Here is an 18,885-nt window from a genome sequence, read left to right as displayed (position 1 = left end):
AAACTCCTGTTTTCTATTGCTTATTTACACAGCTGAATACGTGTTACACCTTCGGCTTAAACTTTTTTGTCATCCCTTGGCTTTTAGGAGCCACCAGCCTATAACCAAGCTTTTCGTAAAAGACCGGCTCATCAGCAATCATAGAAACGTAAGAGCCTTCAAGTGCAACAGAAGAAAGATAACCGTCGATGTATTCCATGACTTTTCTACCTAACCCGTTACCTTGATAATCAGGGTCAACGGCAACGTCGACAATTTCGAAGTTACACGCCCCGTCACCAACAATCCGGCCCATTGCAATGAGCTTTCCCTCATCCCGAACAGATACACCATATAACGAATTGGGTAGACCAATTTCAGCAGCTTTCAACGATTTGGGTGATAGCCCGGCTTTGACACGCATATCACAGTATTCTTTCGGGCTTGGCACATGCTCTTCATATCTTATTGTCATTATGTACGACTCCTTTGTATCACCTTGGAGCTTACATAACCAAACTGTATAAATAAACAGTTAAAATTGGAAAGATGTTCCCATTAAGCACACAAAGTGTCGGGTCTGGAAAAGAAGCCACCGACAACTCTGACGCCATAATAGATATAAGTCGCTCTGAAGCTAGACATTCCTTTTTCTAAACATGTTTCTCTCAGCAACATATCCGCATGCTTTCGAGCACTTTGTGGCAACACCTCTTCCCTCATGAGTTGGTAAAGAGCATCATGAACTAAAGAAGCTTTCATAATGTTTTTTGTGTCTAATGCTGGCCCACTCGCTCCATCCCATGCATAGCCCTTTTTAATCGTTAACACGCCTTGTTTGGACAAACTAAGAAAAGGGCTGTCATACACCTGACTCACTGAAATGCGAGTCTCAATCTTTTCTTCAGAGTGGAGAGTGTATTTGTACTTCTGACGCTTTTTGTATTTCATAACCTAACAGCCTAGCTAACTTCAGTGGGAGGAACGGAGATGACTCTCAAATTAGAGTTTCTCAGAGAGTTTTTTCAAGTAGGACTTAGCAAGCTCATGGTTATCTCTACTCAACCACTTAATGCAATCAAAGAGTTCCCAAATCAGGCCTTGATCACCACTGGTATAAACTGGGAAATCTTCATGTTTTGGCGCAGGTTCATCAGTAACCATGCCAGCAGTCACATCAGCTTTATCAAATAAAACCTTAAATGGCTTAGAAAGTTTGAAAGGCTCACAGATATCTAAACAATGAATCTCCGCACTGGTTAGGTCATTAAAAATATATTTTTTGAAGCACGCATTTTCGTTGTGCTCTCCCTCAAGACGATAAAAAATGTCTTTATTTGCTTCAAAGTGGGTAAAGCAAGGCTCTGAGGCTTTATGGAAGTTGTTTTGAGTAAAGACAACAACATCAGCGTCCGAAATACGGTCACCTTTTCCTGATGACAATGAACCAAGCAATACCGCAGCAACAACGTCTTTTTCAGAATAAAAGGCATCATAAGCAGACTCAACCAAGGCCTTTTGTCGTGGTAGATGTTCTAGTTCTAACGCTCCAATTGTCATAACTCACTCCGTCGATACGCACTAAAATCAAGTCGAAACGTAAAGAGTATCATGCGAGCTTTATTATGATTAATCAACGTTAAATCATGGTGTTACTTTAAAATAAAATGATTAATGACCATGAGAAACATCAAATTCTGTCTCAAACTTAAACTGAAAAAAAACGGAGCCGATTGGCTCCGTTTCTAGGTTTATGTGTTACTACTATTTCTTTGGCACTTCTAACTGCATCTCTGGCATGGCATCGCGCTTCGCTTTAATTTTGCGCCAGACTATCCATGCAATGATCACAATCAGCAGCATTATCACGTTACCCACCGCGATAATAATCATGCTGCGCTTACGCTCAGCCTCCCGCTCAGCAATAATTTGCTTTTCCATTTCAATACGGCGCTGCTCGGCTAATTCAGCTTCTTTTGCAATTCGAGCGGCTTCTAGATCAACGTCATCAACTACACTGAAAGTTTGCTCTGGAATAGGAAACACCAGTGGACGTTGCGTCGCAAAATCAGTGGCAAAGATCTCGCCGCGCCATGCGTATTTACCAAGCTCAGCGTCATTATTGAGGTTCAGCGTGGTTCTCATTCCATCTTTAGAAACCTGGCCTTGGCTGTAGCTAACAAAGCCATCGGGTGCATCTTGTTCCACCGTGACTGCGATTGAGCCTGGCGCGATCATACCTTGCTCACCACTCACCACCAATTGGTGTGGTTTGTCGGGATTGCGCGCCTGAATAAAAGTACGAGAAATTGGGTTCGGATAAACCAAGATGACTTGCTCTTGCGCTCGTAAGAATACGCCATTACCAGAGGTGATTCGCGCACGGTACTTACCGGGCTCAACATCTATTGGTAGTTGGACAGTGAACACACCATCCCCTGCTTTTTCATCCAAGCCGCGGCCATCATCAGCAAACTCACCCACAACCATCGGCACTGGACGTGCTTCTTTGATCAACTCATCTTCATTTTCGACAAACTTGGTAAATGTCACGCGCAAATTCACGCGGTCAAGGAAGTCGCGCAGTACAAGAGGTTTGTCGTCGGAGGTTAGGCGAGCTGTAAACTTAAGCGCTTCCCCATTATATAATCGGTTTGGGAACACATCCGTGCTGAGCTTTAAGTGAGAAATTAAGCGGATGTTATTTTTAGGAGTGACTTTCCCCACAGCCTGCCATGGGCCTGGCATAGGGTTGTCAACGGAGATAATATCGAGTGAGGCTTCTTGGTACCAACGTACATTGTCGTAGGCGTCCCAAGCATAGTACTTTTTACCGTCAGGGCGGACTAAAACAACTGGCTGAGAACTTTGCTCACGATAAACTAAAAAAGTGATCTGCTCGATGGTTGGATCCACTCGAAAGCGATTGTCTAACAAAGACATAGCAGATTCACTCGCAGCACTCGAGAGACAACTCCATATCGCTAAAAACGCGACCAATAAAGCCCTCAGCATAGCTTCTCCTATTGATGCCAAATACAGTCGTTCACCAACTCTAATCTTTTTTGGTGAGCTTCTAGTTCATCGGCACTTGCGCGCAAAACCTTTAGCGCTTTTCTTCCTTCAATACGGCGAATGGTTTCTACCCCACCCTCTTGTTTATTCGCGTTAAATTCTAGACTCGTTTGACCACCCGTCATAAAGAGGTAAACGTCGGCTAGAATCTCTGCATCGAGCAAAGCTCCGTGGAGTGTACGGTGCGAGTTATCAATACCGTAACGTTCACATAAGATATCAAGGTTGTTTCGCTTACCTGGGAAGATTTTCTTCGCCATAGCAAGGGTGTCGGTCACCTTGCAGTAGTCGTCCGTTTTGCCGATGTTAGGATCGAGCATGCCAAACTCGTAATCCATAAAGCCGGTATCGAAGGGCGCGTTATGGGCAACAAGTTCTGCACCTTTAATAAATTCAAGAAACTCTTGGTGCACGCTCGCGTATTCCGGCTTATCAACCAAGAATTCATCCGTAATACCGTGAACTTCAACCGCTTCTGGTTGGATTTCACGATCGGGTTTTAAATAAACGTGGAAGTGACGACCAGTCAGCTTACGGTTGATGATCTCCACGGCACCGATTTCAATAATGCGGTGTCCCATGTAGTGAGGACCACCCTCGCGGTTCATACCTGTGGTTTCGGTATCGAGAACGACAATGCGGTTATATTCAGAATTGCTGCTGGTATTCATAAGGTTATGTATGTCAGACTATGCTTTATTAAATGTTTCGGCTAATAGTACCAAAAAATATGACCAAACACGTTGAGATTTTCACTGACGGTTCTTGTTTAGGTAACCCAGGACCAGGTGGTTACGGCATTGTATTGCGTTACAAAGACGTAGAAAAGACGCTTTCCAAAGGCTACACGTTAACCACCAACAACCGTATGGAAATGTTGGCGGCTGTCGTCGCGCTGCAGACGTTAAAACAACCTTGCAAAGTCACTTTAACGACTGACAGCCAATATGTGCGCCAAGGTATTACTCAGTGGATCCATAACTGGAAGAAGCGTGGCTGGAAAACAGCGGATAAAAAACCCGTGAAGAATGCCGATCTATGGCAAGCTCTAGACAAAGAAACTGCACGCCATCAAGTTGAATGGCACTGGGTAAAAGGCCACGCTGGTCATCGTGAGAATGAAATTTGTGATGAGCTAGCCCGTACCGCCGCAGAAAACCCAACCGAGGAAGATACTGGTTACCAACCCTCTTAACGAGATTCTTTCCTCATAGTATTGCCCTCTCGATTCATCACCCCTAGTGGTGTGAGCTTTTTCTTCAAACGCCAATGCGGTTTGATAGGCTTGAGAGGGTATGTTCGTTTCCGTGCCACAATGTAATACAAACTCCCTGCAGGTGACGCCCAATCACCGAGACTGTTTTCCAACCATGTCCACATCGTGCGGTAGCGCTTCATCGGAAACAGCGCGTAACGATCGCAATGAATCACTTGATAATTAAGTAACCCTAACCAGTCGTTGATGCGGTTCGACGTAAACATTCGTCCACTCCAAGGCAAATTATGTTTACGCCAAGGAAGCAAACTCGCTAATCCAGTCAAACTTAGTGGGTTAAATCCAGTGATTATCAAATAACCATCATCCATCATCACTCTATCGACTTCCCGTAGCAAACGGTGTGGATCGCTTGCATAGTCGAGCTGATGAGCGAGAATCACAACATCAAAGCTTTTTTCCAAAAAGGGCAATTCGTAACCATCTGCAATCACATTATGCAACGGGTTCTGGATATCTACGTTGACTTGGTGTTGAATGTTACAATTACAGCTGGTTAGCTCACAGCTCAACCCGCCCAGTTTGAGCATATGGTAACCGAAGAGTTTCGGACACCATTCATCAAGTCGGGTCTGGATTGACTCAAGCACCCACGGACCGTTGTTCATTGCTGACCAAGTCGACGGGTGTGGTATAGTTTTGTTGCTGAGTGCTGGTTTCATTAACCACCTGACTAAAATGGGTGACGGAGAACGAATCGTGTTAGAGATCAAAAGCATACCCGCATTTAATGATAATTACATCTGGCTGATACAAAATAGCGATAAGCGCTGCGCAGTCGTTGATCCGGGCGATGCGAAACCAGTGTTAGAATACTTGCAGGCTAACGAATTAACTTTAGAAGCGATTTTAATTACGCACCACCACAACGATCACATTGGTGGCGTTCCAGACTTAGTGCGTGCCTTTCCTGAAGTCGCCGTTGTGGGCCCGAAATCTGAGCCAATTCCAACCCTAACCACCCCCATGGAAGAAGGTGATAAACTGGAGTTATTTGGCGAAATCTTTTTAGTGCTAGGTTTACCAGGCCATACCTTAGGTCATATCGGTTACGTTGGAGACGGAAAACTGTTTTGCGGTGACGTGTTGTTTTCCGCAGGCTGTGGTCGTATTTTTGAAGGTACGCCAGAGCAAATGTTTGAGTCACTAAACAAGCTAACGTCTCTACCAGAAGAAACTCAAGTCTTCTGCGCGCATGAATACACCGCGAGTAACGTGGCGTTTGCTTTAGCGGTTGAGCCTGATAATGAGCAGCTCCGTCAATATCGCGATGATGTAAACCGACTGCGAGCCCTAAACATTCCGACACTTCCAACAACAATACGCAAAGAAAAGTGGATTAATCCGTTCTTGCGAACCACCAATCCTGACGTGGTTCAATCTGTTGCTAGTCGTATTAAAAATAGCGATCCATGCTCGGTTTTTACTGCTTTGCGTGAGTGGAAGAACGAATTTTAACCATTTTCTGCTTGTAAGTTTGCAAGACCCCAGTATTATCAGGGGCTGATTTTTCGAGAAGCGCCACTGGCGCTTCTCTTACGTTTGGGGTTGATATAAATCTATTTGAATTTCTCCCCATTGCATAATTTAGAAGCTCTTTGCCTCTATTAATTAGTTAGTGTTTAAAAGATGTCTATTATCTTGCGACTGCCACGCACATTGTGTTGCGCGACAGGCAGGTGAAGATAAAAAGGCCCTAAATAGGCTGAATCCATGCGTTTGAAGTATACCTGGGCGTTGGCGTTGTTATTATCTGGCTGTCAATTGACTCAGTCAGACTCAACGTCTTCTACACCAGAAACCAATAAATCTGAGCAAACTGCAAAACAAAATGCAGCGAAGGCTCAATCGGGCAACACATCGTCTTTAGCAAAAAAATCCGCTAACGACGCGCCTAAAGTTCTTTCCCCTCAGGAACAAGAAGATGTATGGCAACGTATCGCCATGCAACTTGAAATGGATATCCCAAACCATAAGAAAGTGGACTACTACCGTACGTGGTATCTAAAGCACCCGAATCACCTTTACACGGTGTCTAAGCGTGCAACTCCTTTTCTATACATGATCACAAAACGTATCGAAGAGCGTGGACTTCCAATGGAGCTTGCTTTGCTTCCTGTGGTGGAAAGCTCATTCGATGCCTTTGCCTACTCACACGGTAGCGCGGCTGGATTGTGGCAATTTGTCCCTGGCACCGGAAAGATGATGGGACTAGAGCAAAACTACTGGTATGACGGTCGCCGAGATGTGGCAGCAGCAACGGATGCCGCACTGGACTACCTTGTACAACTAAACGAGCGTTTTGATGGTAGCTGGGAGCATGCAATTGCTGCTTACAACAGTGGTGGTGGCCGTGTTTCTAGCGCAATTCGTAAGAATAAAAAGCCCGGTAAACCTACCGATTTCTTCTCATTGGACTTACCAAAAGAGACCAGCAGTTACGTACCTAAGCTGCTAGCTTTGGCTGATGTCATCGCAAACCAAGACAAGTACGGACTTAATATTCCTGCGATTCCAAACAAGCCTGTTCTAACGCTTGTCGATCCGAAAGAACAGCTTGACCTGGCCATTGCAGCAGATTATGCCGGCATTGGTGTGAAAGAGTTACAAAGTTACAACCCTGCATACAACCAATGGTCGACTGCGCCTGAAGGTCCGCACCAACTTTTGATTCCGGTAGAGAAAAAAGAGACTTTTCTCACTAAGGTGGAGAAAAACCGTGGTAAAGGGATGAAGGTCGCTCGCTACAAGGTGAAGTCTGGTGACTCTTTAAGTGTACTAGCTAATAAATACGGCACAACCACAAAAGTGATTCGACGTGCAAACGGCCTGTCGAATAACAATATTCGTATTGGCCAGTACCTACTGATTCCGACGTCAACAAAAGACGATGCGAAATACGCACTAACGGCACAAAATCGATTAAGCAAGACTCAATCACGTGCTCGTGGACAACTCAAGCTCACTCATGTCGTTCAGTCTGGAGAGAGTTTGTGGTCAATCGCACGTGAAAATAAAGTATCGTATAAATCGTTAGCAAAATGGAATGGCATGGGCCCTAAAGATCCATTGCGCGTTGGTCAAAAGCTCGTGATTTGGAAGGACTCAGACAAAGGTGCTGTGATTCGTACCGTTTTCTACAACGTTCGCTCCGGTGACACCATTAGCGGCATTGCAAGCAAGTTCAAAGTAAAAACGAACGACATCGTGAAATGGAACTCGCTACACAAGAAAAAATACTTACAACCAGGTCAAAAACTTAAGTTGTACGTTGACGTAACGAAGGTAAGTGTATGAACCCATCAAGCAACCCACTTGTGATGCTGTTGGACATTTTTCGTTCTCCAACATCTTGCTTTCTAGCACTTTACCAACGCGGCGGATGGGGATGGCAACCGTTCATCTTCTTGATGCTTAGTCCGTTTTTATTCTGGGGCGCTTACTTTTCGAATGTCGATTTCACGTGGCTCAGTGACCAACTTGCCGCGCAGTTTCAGCAAATCGACCCAAAGCAGATTGAGCTATTAGAGCCAAACACGCTAATGGCAAGTGCGATCATCAATGATGTATTCAACCGCTTTGCCACCTTACTGTTGCTTGCGCTTTGGTTCTTTCTTGCAACGAAGGCAAGCAAGCAACAATATGGTTACTGGAAGTGGTTTGCCGCGTCGTGTGCAATCTTATTCCCAGCAGTATTGGGCGATATCGCAAGCTACGCGAGTCTGTTACTCAAGCATGGTCAGGTGATGACTTACGCAGCAGATTTAAACAGCCTCAATGGTCTATTAAAACTGCCGCTTACCAGCGAGTGGTCGCATTTTGCCAGCTCACTACCACTACTGCTGCCTTGGTATATTGTATTGGGCTACGGTGTTGTGCTTACTTGGACTGAGTTTGAACGTGGGCAAGCCTTGGTGATTGCAAGCCTGCCATGGGTATTCTTCTACGTTATTTGGGCGCTTTATATTGTAGTGACCTAAGCTAGTCATCTAACGTAAATGACAGTAACAATGGGTTATGATCGGAAGCGTCGCTCTGCGGCGCTTTCGCGTATTTGAGGGTCAGTCCTCGGTAAAATACGTGATCCAACGGTAATCCCGTTATAAATTGGACTCGATGATCAGGCGAGAACGTCACTTCTTGCAAGTCCGCGGCTTTTAAGGCCTGTCGCATCGCATTAACGCGCGATTCACTCCAACTATTGAAGTCTCCAGCGAATAGGATCGGCCCTGTATGATGCTTTAAAAGCGTTTCAAGAGCCGTTAACTGAGAGACATACTCTTGCGTGCCAACCGTGAAGTTAATCGCATGTACATTCACCACAGCGAGTCTCTCGCCATTGCTTAATTGATATTGGCTGTATAGTGCAGACTTGGGTAAACGCAGCCAAGGCTCTTTAGACGTATAAGCACAAGCTTTTTCTGGTTGCCCTTGAGCGATACTAATCACACCCGCACCGCTGCCCAGCGCCTTAAAGGCACTCACTTGGTTGCTGACCCAGTTGCCATCCACCAACCATTGCTTAAAAGATGGTGTCATGCTGGCTTCTTGCAATAATAGCAGCTGCTTATCAGCAGAGAATTCATTGAGTGCGCTTTGCCAATTAGTCCGGTTCTGTTTGTAGATGTTCCAGACAAGTACATTGATTTCACCGCCCTGATCCAGAGCTTTTGAGCCGCTAAATTCGATACACCTAATATCCTGCGTCAACTCTGAACCTGTTTGAGTAATGATTTGCGGCTGATCTGGTACGGTGAAAATAACCTGGAAGCCGACCAATACCGCCATAATAAGAAAAGCTAACGCCAGAAAAAAACGCTTAAACATACGACAAACCTGAATATACACACCCTAAAACTGGAACAACCAACCTCGGGTTATTGGATTTCACTGAAAGTAAAAAACAAAAAAGGAGCCACTTGGCTCCCTTTTAGCATAATAAATACGAGACAGGTAACAAGAAACCTTAGATCGCGTCTTCGTCTTCTTCACCAGTACGAATACGAACCACACGCTCAACATCAGTCACAAAGATTTTACCATCACCAATTTTGCCGGTTTGCGCGGTTTCAATGATCGTCTCTACGCATTTATCAGCCACATCTTCCGTTACAACGATTTCGAGCTTCACTTTAGGCAGAAAGTCCACCATGTACTCTGCACCACGGTAAAGCTCGGTGTGACCTTTTTGGCGACCAAAGCCTTTCACTTCAGAGACGGTCATCCCTGTAATGCCCACTTCAGCTAGCGCTTCTCGAACATCATCCAATTTAAATGGCTTGATAATCGCTTCAATTTTTTTCATGTTCATCCCTTAAGCTTCAATCGATTGCGCTTATTATCGTTTAGCGTTTCGCAACATTCAATGTTTGTCTCTGATCCACCAGAGAAAATCCAGATTGAGCAAATTAACATGGCGAATATCGTGAGTTGATAAAACCCCAATGAGGACAGCTCAATGCCCTATCGTCCAAGCTTTTTCAGACTCGCGTTTACTTCAAACTTGCGTAGTAAGCCGCTAGATTTGCGATATCTTCATCAGACAACAGTGAAGCTTGAGCTTGCATAACAGCAGCAAGACCACCTGTTCGCTCTTTGTTTTTATAGGCTTTAATTGAACTGATAATGTATTGCTCGTTTTGCCCTTTCAGGTTTGGGTAACCCGGAATGACAGCAATGCCGTCGGCGCCATGACACGCAGCGCATACTCCTGCCTTTGCTTGACCTACTGTGGCATCTCCCGCAGCTAGAGCCTGCCCACTGAGCATGGTTAGCGCCACCATTGCGCCCATGATTGTTTTCTTCATTGCTTCACCTAATCAATTATTATTTAAGGATTTTTATATTTTATAATCGACATTGTGGCATGAATTTTCATTACCTGCGCCAAATAAGTTCACAATCTTGACCATTAAACGCCTGATCAACGAACAGATCTGCCACAGCAACGACTCGGTCTTGATACATCAAAACCGGAATTTGACGACGCAGCCAGCTTGGCACGTTGTATTCTTGGAACAACTTCTTCAGTTTTCGACTGTGATTACGCGTGGTTGGATGCGCTGATAAGCCTTCCGGATTGAAGGTCACGCGAAGCAATTCTGGCTGACTCGGAAGCGCAATCGTTGCGTTGCTAGAACTCGTCGTTAAGGTCAGCTCCCCTAGCCGCTCTGGAAGCGATAAAACGGTATCGACTTGAATCGTACTTTGCCACTCAGTGACGTCAGCGATTTCCGTTACCCAATAGAGACGATTTCGAAAACGGCGCACTTCACCTTGTTTAAGTTGTAGTTTGGGGTTGGCATCTTGCTGAGCTAATGCGACTTCATTCCAGATAAGATTGAGTTGTACCTGAGTCGGCATACTAGTATTAAGCTTAGCCAGCCACATACGAATCAAGCGCGCACGCGCTAATCCACTGTGCTTAGCCAGTTCTTCAATACTCAAACTTAGATCCGTTTGTAAAGCGCGTTCAAACACCGCGCTCAATAGTTCATCCAATAGCGCTTCTTGTTGAGCACATAAACTTGCACTGCGCTGAACCGCTTGATGGATACTCGGCCAGCGACCAGACAATTCAGGAATAACACAATGACGAAGAAAGTTACGATCATAACGGGTATCTTGATTGCTTTCGTCTTCCACCCACTCCAAACCTAATTTAGTAGCGGCTTCTTCGATGGTCTTCCGCTTGATAGTAAGCAATGGTCGAACTAGAGATCCGCAAGAAAACGGCATACTCTCCGCCATCGAAGATAACCCTTTAGGCCCGCTGCCGCGCTTAAGCGCAAGGAGAAAAGTCTCTATTTGATCGTCGGCATGTTGACCAGTCAACAGTATATCGCCTTCTTGAATGTACTTAGTTAAGGCTTGGTAGCGAGCTTCACGAGCAAGAAGTTCAATACTTTCACCATTGCTGATGTCTAAGCTCACTCGCTCGATCGAGCACGATATCCCCACTTGTTGTGCCCAAAGTAAGCATTTATCGGCCCAATTATCGGCATTCGAGCTTAAACCATGGTGCACATACACAGCGTGACACTCTACAGAGTGCGCTTGTTGGTAGCGACTGAGTAATTCGAGTAAAAGACGTGAATCCACTCCTCCGCTAAACGCCAAGACAACCTTAGTGCCTGATTGATAGTAGCGGCCGAGAACTTGAGCAAAATGCGGGTAAAGCGATTCCATAAGCGATCCGATAGGTGCAAAAAAGGGCTGGACTCTCATCCAACCCTTTCTATTTTAACTGTTATCACTTGAGATATCAGCTAACGCTTAATAGCAATCACCGAAATTAACAGTAACCGTAGCTCATTAGGCGCTGGTAACGACGTTCACGTAACGTATCTTCATCCAATTGCTCTAGATCTTCTAGTTGACGAAGTAGTGTCGCTTTCATATTCGCTGCCATTTGAACATGATCGCGATGAGCGCCGCCTAGTGGCTCTTCAATGATTTCGTCGATCAGTTCAAGCTCTTTAAGACGAGGAGCAGTTAGACCCATCGCTTCTGCCGCTTGCGGCGCTTTGTCAGAATCACGCCATAGGATTGAAGCACAACCTTCAGGAGAGATTACTGAGTACGTAGAGTACTGAAGCATGTTCACGTAGTCGCCTACACCAATTGCTAGTGCGCCGCCTGAACCACCTTCACCAACAACGTTACAGATTACTGGCACTTTAAGACCAGACATCACTTTTAGGTTTTTCGCGATAGCTTCAGATTGACCACGCTCTTCTGCGCCCACACCTGGGTACGCGCCAGCCGTATCGATAAATGTGATGATCGGCATGTTGAAACGCTCAGCCATTTCCATCAAGCGTAGCGCTTTACGGTAACCTTCTGGTTTTGGCATACCAAAGTTACGTTTCACTTTCTCTTTGGTTTCCCGACCTTTTTGATGACCGATGATCATCACAGGACGGCCTTCAAGGCGAGCCATGCCACCCACAATCGCTTTGTCGTCTGCAAACGCGCGGTCACCCGCTAATTCATCAAACTCCTCAAAAGCGTGTTGGATGTAATCCAGCGTGTAAGGACGTAGTGGGTGACGAGCCAGTTGAGCTGTTTCCCATGCGCCTAGGTCGCTGAAGGTTTTTTTCTTCAGCTCTAAGCTTTTCTTCTCAAGCTGTTCGATTTCTTTATCCAGGTCAATCGCAGAATCACCACCGTGACGAGAGACATCACGTAGTGCTTCAATTTTCGCTTCTAGTTCTGCAATTGGCTTTTCAAATTCAAGAAAGTTTAGGCTCATCTATGAATCCTTGTTTACTCAGCGTCTAACATATTGCGCTGAATTTTTAGTTAAATTCGAGTTCTACCTGGCTTTTGCCAAGTAACTGTTTTAAATCGTCGAGTAATGTATCACTTGGCGTTACTCGCCACTCGGTGCCCAATGTTAACCGCGCTCTGGCGTCGGCACGCTGGTAGTATACATTGACGGGTACGGTTCCAGCTTTGTGCGGTTCTAAAATACGGCTGAACTGCTCAAAAAACTGATCGTTGATCTGAGTTGCATCTATCGATACCGACAAACCACGAGCGTATTTCTCGCGCGCACTGCCGAGATCCATAACTTCACGCGCCGACATTTTAAGGCCACCGTTGAAGTCATCAAAGCTGACCTGTCCAGAAACGACCAAAATTCTATCTTTTTCGAGAAGTTCAGCGTATCGATCCAGTGCATCTGAGAACAACATCACTTCCATGCGACCACTTCGGTCATCCAGTGTCATAATGCCAATTCGTGTACCACGCTTAGTCGTCATTACGCGAGCGGCAATAACCAAACCAGCCACCGTGACAGATTGGTCGCGACGCGTAGGCGTTGCGTCTTTTAGTCGACAACTGGTGTATTTGTTTAGTTCCTTTACGTAGGCGTTAATTGGGTGCCCTGTCAAATATAGACCTAGGGTATCACGCTCGCCCTCTAACCACACTTTTTCTGGCCAAGGCGGAACTTGCGTATACTTGTGCTCTACTTCTTCAGGCGCATCCGTTAGCACACCAAACATATCCGTTTGACCAAACGCCTCAGCTTGGTGATGTTGACTTGCTGCTTTTACCGCATCATTGAGTGATGCCATCATCGCCGCGCGGTGTGGACCTAGTCGATCTAACGCGCCCGCGTAGATCAGCTTCTCTATCACTCGTTTATTGACGCGTTTTAGATCAACTCGAGCACAGAAATCAAATAGGTCTTTAAAGTGACCACCTTTATTTCTCGCCTCAAGAATCGCATCGATAGGGCCTTCACCTACCCCTTTTATCGCACCAATACCGTAAACAATTGCGCCATTTTCATCAACATTAAAGCGATATAGGCCAGAGTTGATGTCTGGTGGCAGCACGGTGAGCTTCATACGGAAACACTCATCGACCAAGCCAACGACTTTTTCCGTGTTATCCATATCAGCTGTCATTACCGCGGCCATAAATTCGGCAGGATAATGGGTTTTCAGCCAAAGAGTCTGATAAGAAACCAATGCATAAGCAGCAGAGTGCGATTTGTTAAAACCATAACCAGCGAACTTCTCTACCAAGTCGAAGATTTTCATCGCCAACTCGCCATCGATACCGTTCTTTATCGCACCTTCTTCAAAGATAGCACGTTGTTTTGCCATCTCTTCTGGCTTTTTCTTACCCATTGCACGACGGAGCATGTCCGCACCACCTAGCGTGTAACCCGCTAAGATCTGCGCAATCTGCATTACCTGCTCTTGGTACAGGATGATGCCGTAGGTTGGATCAAGCGTCTCTTTTAGCGACTCGTGTTGCCACTTTTCATCTGGATAAGAGATCGCCTCTCGGCCATGTTTACGGTCGATAAAGTTATCTACCATGCCCGATTGCAAAGGACCCGGACGGAAGAGTGCTACCAACGCGATAATGTCTTCGAAACAGTCTGGCTGAAGTCGTTTGATCAGCTCTTTCATGCCCCGAGATTCAAGCTGGAATACTGCTGTCGTTTCAGAGTTTTGCAACAAACGGAAAGAGGCAGGGTCTTCTAACGGTATGGATTCAATTTGAACCGGTTCTTTACCTTCTCGCTCTAGACGTGGGTTAATCAGCCCTAACGCCCAGTCAATAATGGTTAAGGTACGTAGACCCAAGAAGTCAAACTTAACTAGGCCAGCGGTCTCAACATCATTTTTATCAAATTGAGTAACTGGGAAGTGACCTTCAGCGTCTGCATAAATTGGCGCAAAATCGGTAATTGTTGTAGGTGAAATTACAACACCACCAGCGTGTTTACCGGCGTTTCGCGTACAACCTTCCAAAATATGACACATGTCGATGAGCTCTTTAACTTCCTCATCGGCCTCATACAATTCAGGTAGTGCAGGTTCAGCTTTAAACGCCTTATCTAGCGTCATGCCTGGATCGGGCGGGATCAGCTTTGAAATACGATCAACAAAACCAAATGGATGACCCAATACGCGGCCAACGTCACGGATTACCGCTTTTGCCGCCATGGTACCAAACGTGATGATCTGAGACACCGCGTCACGACCGTACATTTCCGCAACGTGGTCAATAACCTGGTCACGTTTATCCATACAGAAATCGACGTCGAAATCGGGCATCGAGACACGTTCTGGGTTCAAGAAACGTTCGAACAGCAAGTCGTATTCTAGTGGATCCAGGTCGGTGATTTTTAATGCGTAAGCCACCAAAGAGCCGGCACCGGAACCACGTCCAGGACCTACAGGAATTCCATTATCTTTTGACCACTGGATGAACTCCATTACGATCAAGAAGTAACCAGGGAATCCCATTTGGTTGATAACATCTAGCTCTATCTGAAGACGTTCATCATATTCAGGGCGACGACGTTTCCTCTCTTCCTCATCTGGAAATAGGAACTCTAAACGCTCTTCCAAGCCCTCTCGGGATTTCATGACTAAGAACTCAGTCTCTTTCATCCCTTCAGTTGGGAAGGCTGGTAGGAAGTACTCCCCTAAGCGCACAGTCACGTTACAACGCTTCGCTATCTCGACACTGTTTTCTAACGCTTCAGGAATATCAGCAAACAGCTCGCACATTTCTTCTTCTGTACGAAGATATTGCTGCGGACTGTAGTTTTTTGGCCTGCGCGGATCTTCTAATGTGTAACCATCGTGAATCGCTACGCGTATTTCATGAGCATCAAATAGGTCTGGACTCAGGAATACAACTTCATTGGTCGCCACTACTGGCAAGTCTTGCTGCTCTGCCAATTCAACTGCAAAGTGAAGATAAGTTTCTTCATCTGGACGACCGGTACGAAGTAACTCAAGATAAAAGCGATCTGGAAAATGCTGTTTGTAAAAATCAACACACCCTTGCACTATTTGACGGTTGCCTTTCAAAAGGCCGCGACCAATTTCCCCGCTTTTACCGCCGGATAATACAATCAGGCCTTCAGACATTTCAGCCAACCAGGCTTTATCAATCACTGGATGGTGTTGAACATGTCCGCGTAAGTAGGCTTTTGATATCAATAACGTCAGGTTCTTATAACCCACATTATCCGCCGCAAGCAAAGTCACTTGTGTCAGCTCTTCACCAAACTCGTCCGACTGCATTTTAAAGTCAGCACCAATGATCGGTTTAACACCACTGCCATGTGCTGTACCGTAAAACTTCACCAAACCACATAGGTTGGTAAAGTCGGTCAACGCCATTGCGGGCATACCGAGCTCAGCAACTTTCTTTACGATTGGCGGAACTTTGTTGAGGCCATCCACCATCGAGAAGTCACTATGAACACGCAGGTGGATGAATTTGGGATCTGACATTAACAGGTACCGTGTAACTCTATTTTGTTGGGGATTCTAACCTAAAGAGGTTGGGTTTATAACACCAATTAGATCGTTTGATTATTCTATGCCTAACGCTTTTTTTACTGGCTTGAAACTCTTTCGGTGTTCACTGATCACTCCGTGTTGCTCAATCGCTTCAAAGTGCGCTTTAGTTGGGTAACCTTTGTGCTTCGCGAAGCCAAATTGTGGATGAAGTTTATCCAACTCTTCCATCTCTTGGTCACGCACGACTTTGGCAATAATTGAAGCCGCACTGATTTCGGCAACACGTAGATCGCCTTTTACTACAGCTTGAGCATCCATTGGCAGCTCCGGACAACGGTTACCATCAATCAACACCAAATCAGGTTGAACCTGTAACCCCGCCACTGCACGCTGCATCGCAACCATAGTCGCCTGTAAAATATTCAGTTGATCGATTTCTTCAGGAGAACAACGCCCGACCGCCCACGCCAATGCTTTTTCTTTGATTTCAGGAAGCAGCGCCATGCGTTTCTTTTCGGTCAATTTTTTCGAATCGTTCAAACCTTCAATAGGATTGTTAGGATCAAGGATAACCGCAGCGGTGACGACGTCTCCCACCAAAGGGCCACGTCCTACCTCGTCGACTCCGGCCACAAGCTGATAACCTTGTGGATATTCAAACGGAGGGAGTTCAACTTTGGTTTTGGTCGCTTTTGGTTTAACAGCCATGATAAATCTCTATTTTTCAATCAGTTTTAGAACCGCGTTTGCGGCTTGTTGATCCGCATCTTTACGGATCCAATGATGCATTTCCGTAAACTTATCTAACATCGGTTTATTGTCGCTTTCCAATAAGCGAGAAACCTCAGTAAACAAATTGTCTGGTGTGCACTCATCTTGTAGATATTCTTTGACGAGCTCATCATCCGCCAAGATATTCGGCAATGACACATACTTCGTTTTCAATAGACGTTTAGCTAAGAAAGCGGTAAATGCATTCACACGATAACCCACCACCATTGGACGCTTGAGAAGCATACACTCCAACGCTACGGTACCAGAGGCCAGCATCACTGCATCGGATGCGGTGATGACGTTACGTGCGGTGTCATCAACTAACTTGAAGTCCAACTCTGGTGCGAGCTCTTTCCATGCTTGTTCAAACTGCTCACGGCGTTTTTGATTAACAAGTGCGACAACAAACCCCAGTTCTGGAAATTTTTTATGAAGTAACTTGCAGGTTTCAATAAATGGCTCAGAGAGCATTTTTAACTCGCTACCACGACTGCCTGGCAGGACAGCAAGCCACTTTTTATCTTGTTCTAAACCAAGCAACTCACGTGCAGGCACTTGTTCTGATTCAAGTGGGATGGAATCAGCCAAGGTATGACCAATGAACTCGCAAGGCACATTAAATTTGTCGTAGAACGCTTTTTCAAAAGGAAGAAATGCTAACACCAAGTTCGTTGCCGCTTCTATTTTAAAGATGCGCTTCTGACGCCAAGCCCAAACAGACGGACTCACGTAATGAACGGTTTTAATGCCCGCTTGCTTGAGGTCAAGTTCTAGACGTAAGTTGAAGTCAGGAGCATCGATCCCGATGAAAACATCAGGCGGATTCTGAGTAAAATACTGAACGAGCTCAGCTTTCACTTTAAGAAGTCTCGGTAAGCGGCCTAAAACCTCGACTAACCCCATCACCGCAAGCTCTTCCATATCAAACAGAGACTCGCAACCTTGGGCTATCATTTTCGGACCGCCAATGCCTACAAACTCTGCGTCTGGATATTGTTGCTTTACTGCTTTGATAAAGCCTTCACCTAGCGTATCGCCAGACAATTCTCCGGCAATGATGCCAATACGTAATGGTCTTTCCATATCTACTTCGCTATTTTTCCTGTGCGCTATGGATAACGGTTTGCCTTATCCATAAAACACAAAAAGATCGTAACCTCAAATTCGGTCACGATCTTTTTATTTATTGGTTCATTCGCCAATTAACGAATAATGCCACGTTCCGTCGTTTCCAGAATATCTGAGAAACGCTTCACAGCCGGCCAATCTTGAGCCATTTCAGCCAGAATAGGCTTCACTTCTTCTAGCGTCTTACCTGAACGGTAGATTTCTTTATACGCTTTTTGCAGCGCACGAATCTCTGGTTTCTCAAAACCATTACGCTTCAAGCCAACAAGGTTCAAGCCGAAAGGTGTTGCGTGGTTACCTTGCGCGAGTACGTAAGCTGGGACATCTTGCACCACTGCTGAGCAGCCGCCAATGTACGCGTAAGCGCCCACTGTACAAAACGGGTGAATCGCAGACAGTGCCATCACACCAGCATAATCATCAACAGTAACGTGACCACCAAGAATCGAGTTATTACCGATATGAGTGTGGTTACCAATAACAACATCATGCGCAACGTGTGCATTCACACACAATAAGTTGTCATCACCAATGATCGTGGTTGCTTTGTCCTGCACTGTGCCGCGGTGAACTTGGACCGCTTCACGAATGACGTTACGATCACCGATAACCACAGTTGTGTCTTCACCACCATATTTTTTGTCTTGGTTTTCTTCGCCAATGACAGCATGCGGGAAAATACGGTTATCTTTGCCAATAGTCGTGTGACCTTTGATCACAACGTGAGACATCACTTCTGTGCCTTCACCAATTTCAACCGTAGAGGTGATGTACGTAAAAGGGCCTACTGTTACGTTAGCACCAATTTTGGCGCCCTCTTCTACCACCGCTGCCGGGTGGATTTTAGCGGTTTCATGAATCATA

Annotated in this window: 19 protein-coding genes; 4 read left to right on the top strand and 15 right to left on the bottom strand. The window is 45.6% G+C overall.

From position 1 onward, the window contains the following. Nucleotides 1-43 precede the first annotated feature (43 nt). From EX191_RS00975 to dnaQ, 5 genes are all read right to left on the bottom strand, one after another. Complete coding sequence (locus tag EX191_RS00975; protein ID WP_161444958.1) at nucleotides 44-454, bottom strand: GNAT family N-acetyltransferase; 411 nt, start codon at nucleotides 452-454, stop codon at nucleotides 44-46. 83 nt (nucleotides 455-537) lie between these two features. Continuing rightward, nucleotides 538-930 carry a DUF1353 domain-containing protein gene (locus tag EX191_RS00970; RefSeq protein ID WP_114323538.1) on the bottom strand — a complete coding sequence of 131 codons (393 nt, stop codon included), beginning with the start codon at nucleotides 928-930 and terminating at the stop codon, nucleotides 538-540. Between the two features lie 51 nt (nucleotides 931-981). Next, on the bottom strand, nucleotides 982-1,539 hold the full coding sequence (locus EX191_RS00965; RefSeq protein WP_193446990.1) for a hypothetical protein: 558 nt from the start codon (nucleotides 1,537-1,539) through the stop codon (nucleotides 982-984). A 204-nt stretch (nucleotides 1,540-1,743) separates the two neighbouring features. Next, on the bottom strand, nucleotides 1,744-2,994 hold the full coding sequence (locus tag EX191_RS00960) for a TIGR03503 family protein (RefSeq protein ID WP_139060405.1): 1,251 nt from the start codon (nucleotides 2,992-2,994) through the stop codon (nucleotides 1,744-1,746). An 8-nt stretch (nucleotides 2,995-3,002) separates the two neighbouring features. After that, nucleotides 3,003-3,725 (bottom strand): DNA polymerase III subunit epsilon, encoded by a 723-nt coding sequence (dnaQ, locus tag EX191_RS00955; RefSeq protein ID WP_005380385.1) that lies wholly within the window; start codon nucleotides 3,723-3,725, stop codon nucleotides 3,003-3,005. Nucleotides 3,726-3,784: 59 nt separating this feature from the next. On the opposite strand from dnaQ, the gene rnhA reads away from it, so the two are divergent. Next, the gene (rnhA, locus tag EX191_RS00950; protein ID WP_012841509.1) at nucleotides 3,785-4,249 is read left to right on the top strand and encodes a ribonuclease HI; all 465 of its coding nucleotides are present in this window, start codon (nucleotides 3,785-3,787) and stop codon (nucleotides 4,247-4,249) included. Here the strand turns inward: rnhA and EX191_RS00945 are convergent. Further along, on the bottom strand, nucleotides 4,246-4,992 hold the full coding sequence (locus EX191_RS00945) for a class I SAM-dependent methyltransferase (RefSeq protein WP_012841508.1): 747 nt from the start codon (nucleotides 4,990-4,992) through the stop codon (nucleotides 4,246-4,248). The two genes, rnhA and EX191_RS00945, sit on opposite strands and share 4 nt — an antisense overlap. Nucleotides 4,993-5,029: 37 nt before the next feature. On the opposite strand from EX191_RS00945, the gene gloB reads away from it, so the two are divergent. The 3 genes from gloB to EX191_RS00930 all read left to right on the top strand — a co-directional run bounded on the left by gloB (nucleotide 5,030) and on the right by EX191_RS00930 (nucleotide 8,310). Further along, the gene (gene gloB / locus EX191_RS00940) at nucleotides 5,030-5,788 is read left to right on the top strand and encodes a hydroxyacylglutathione hydrolase (RefSeq protein WP_006741673.1); all 759 of its coding nucleotides are present in this window, start codon (nucleotides 5,030-5,032) and stop codon (nucleotides 5,786-5,788) included. A gap of 255 nt (nucleotides 5,789-6,043) precedes the next feature. Further along, on the top strand, nucleotides 6,044-7,627 hold the full coding sequence (locus EX191_RS00935; protein WP_193446989.1) for a lytic transglycosylase: 1,584 nt from the start codon (nucleotides 6,044-6,046) through the stop codon (nucleotides 7,625-7,627). Continuing rightward, the gene (locus EX191_RS00930) at nucleotides 7,624-8,310 is read left to right on the top strand and encodes a YIP1 family protein (RefSeq protein ID WP_046875508.1); all 687 of its coding nucleotides are present in this window, start codon (nucleotides 7,624-7,626) and stop codon (nucleotides 8,308-8,310) included. Before EX191_RS00935 ends, EX191_RS00930 begins: the two co-directional genes overlap by 4 nt. 1 nt (nucleotide 8,311) lies before the next feature. Here EX191_RS00930 and EX191_RS00925 read toward each other — a convergent pair whose 3' ends face one another. The 9 genes from EX191_RS00925 to lpxA form a co-directional block, all read right to left on the bottom strand. Next, nucleotides 8,312-9,157, bottom strand: a complete 846-nt coding sequence (locus EX191_RS00925; RefSeq protein WP_182019956.1) for an endonuclease/exonuclease/phosphatase family protein — start codon at nucleotides 9,155-9,157, stop codon at nucleotides 8,312-8,314. A 139-nt stretch (nucleotides 9,158-9,296) separates the two neighbouring features. After that, complete coding sequence (gene glnB, locus EX191_RS00920) at nucleotides 9,297-9,635, bottom strand: nitrogen regulatory protein P-II (protein ID WP_005436810.1); 339 nt, start codon at nucleotides 9,633-9,635, stop codon at nucleotides 9,297-9,299. Nucleotides 9,636-9,822: 187 nt separating this feature from the next. Continuing rightward, nucleotides 9,823-10,137, bottom strand: coding sequence for a c-type cytochrome (locus tag EX191_RS00915; protein ID WP_193446988.1), 315 nt, complete (start codon nucleotides 10,135-10,137; stop codon nucleotides 9,823-9,825). A gap of 70 nt (nucleotides 10,138-10,207) precedes the next feature. After that, complete coding sequence (gene tilS / locus EX191_RS00910; RefSeq protein ID WP_193446987.1) at nucleotides 10,208-11,518, bottom strand: tRNA lysidine(34) synthetase TilS; 1,311 nt, start codon at nucleotides 11,516-11,518, stop codon at nucleotides 10,208-10,210. Nucleotides 11,519-11,624: 106 nt separating this feature from the next. After that, nucleotides 11,625-12,584: an acetyl-CoA carboxylase carboxyl transferase subunit alpha gene (accA, locus tag EX191_RS00905; RefSeq protein ID WP_193446986.1), complete on the bottom strand. Its 960-nt coding sequence runs from the start codon at nucleotides 12,582-12,584 to the stop codon at nucleotides 11,625-11,627. Nucleotides 12,585-12,630: 46 nt separating this feature from the next. Continuing rightward, nucleotides 12,631-16,110 (bottom strand): DNA polymerase III subunit alpha, encoded by a 3,480-nt coding sequence (gene dnaE / locus EX191_RS00900; RefSeq protein ID WP_006741668.1) that lies wholly within the window; start codon nucleotides 16,108-16,110, stop codon nucleotides 12,631-12,633. 81 nt (nucleotides 16,111-16,191) lie between these two features. Continuing rightward, on the bottom strand, nucleotides 16,192-16,827 hold the full coding sequence (rnhB, locus tag EX191_RS00895; RefSeq protein ID WP_005380361.1) for a ribonuclease HII: 636 nt from the start codon (nucleotides 16,825-16,827) through the stop codon (nucleotides 16,192-16,194). A 9-nt stretch (nucleotides 16,828-16,836) separates the two neighbouring features. Beyond that, complete coding sequence (gene lpxB / locus EX191_RS00890) at nucleotides 16,837-17,976, bottom strand: lipid-A-disaccharide synthase (protein ID WP_104970852.1); 1,140 nt, start codon at nucleotides 17,974-17,976, stop codon at nucleotides 16,837-16,839. A 119-nt stretch (nucleotides 17,977-18,095) separates the two neighbouring features. Beyond that, nucleotides 18,096-18,884, bottom strand: a complete 789-nt coding sequence (lpxA, locus tag EX191_RS00885; protein WP_167426314.1) for an acyl-ACP--UDP-N-acetylglucosamine O-acyltransferase — start codon at nucleotides 18,882-18,884, stop codon at nucleotides 18,096-18,098. Nucleotide 18,885: the final 1 nt, after the last annotated feature.

It is taken from the genome of Vibrio chemaguriensis (genome assembly GCF_012275705.1).
Classification (GTDB): domain Bacteria; phylum Pseudomonadota; class Gammaproteobacteria; order Enterobacterales; family Vibrionaceae; genus Vibrio; species Vibrio diabolicus.
Note: the sequence above shows the minus strand (reverse complement) of the source record. Positions and strands in the feature narration are given on the sequence as shown.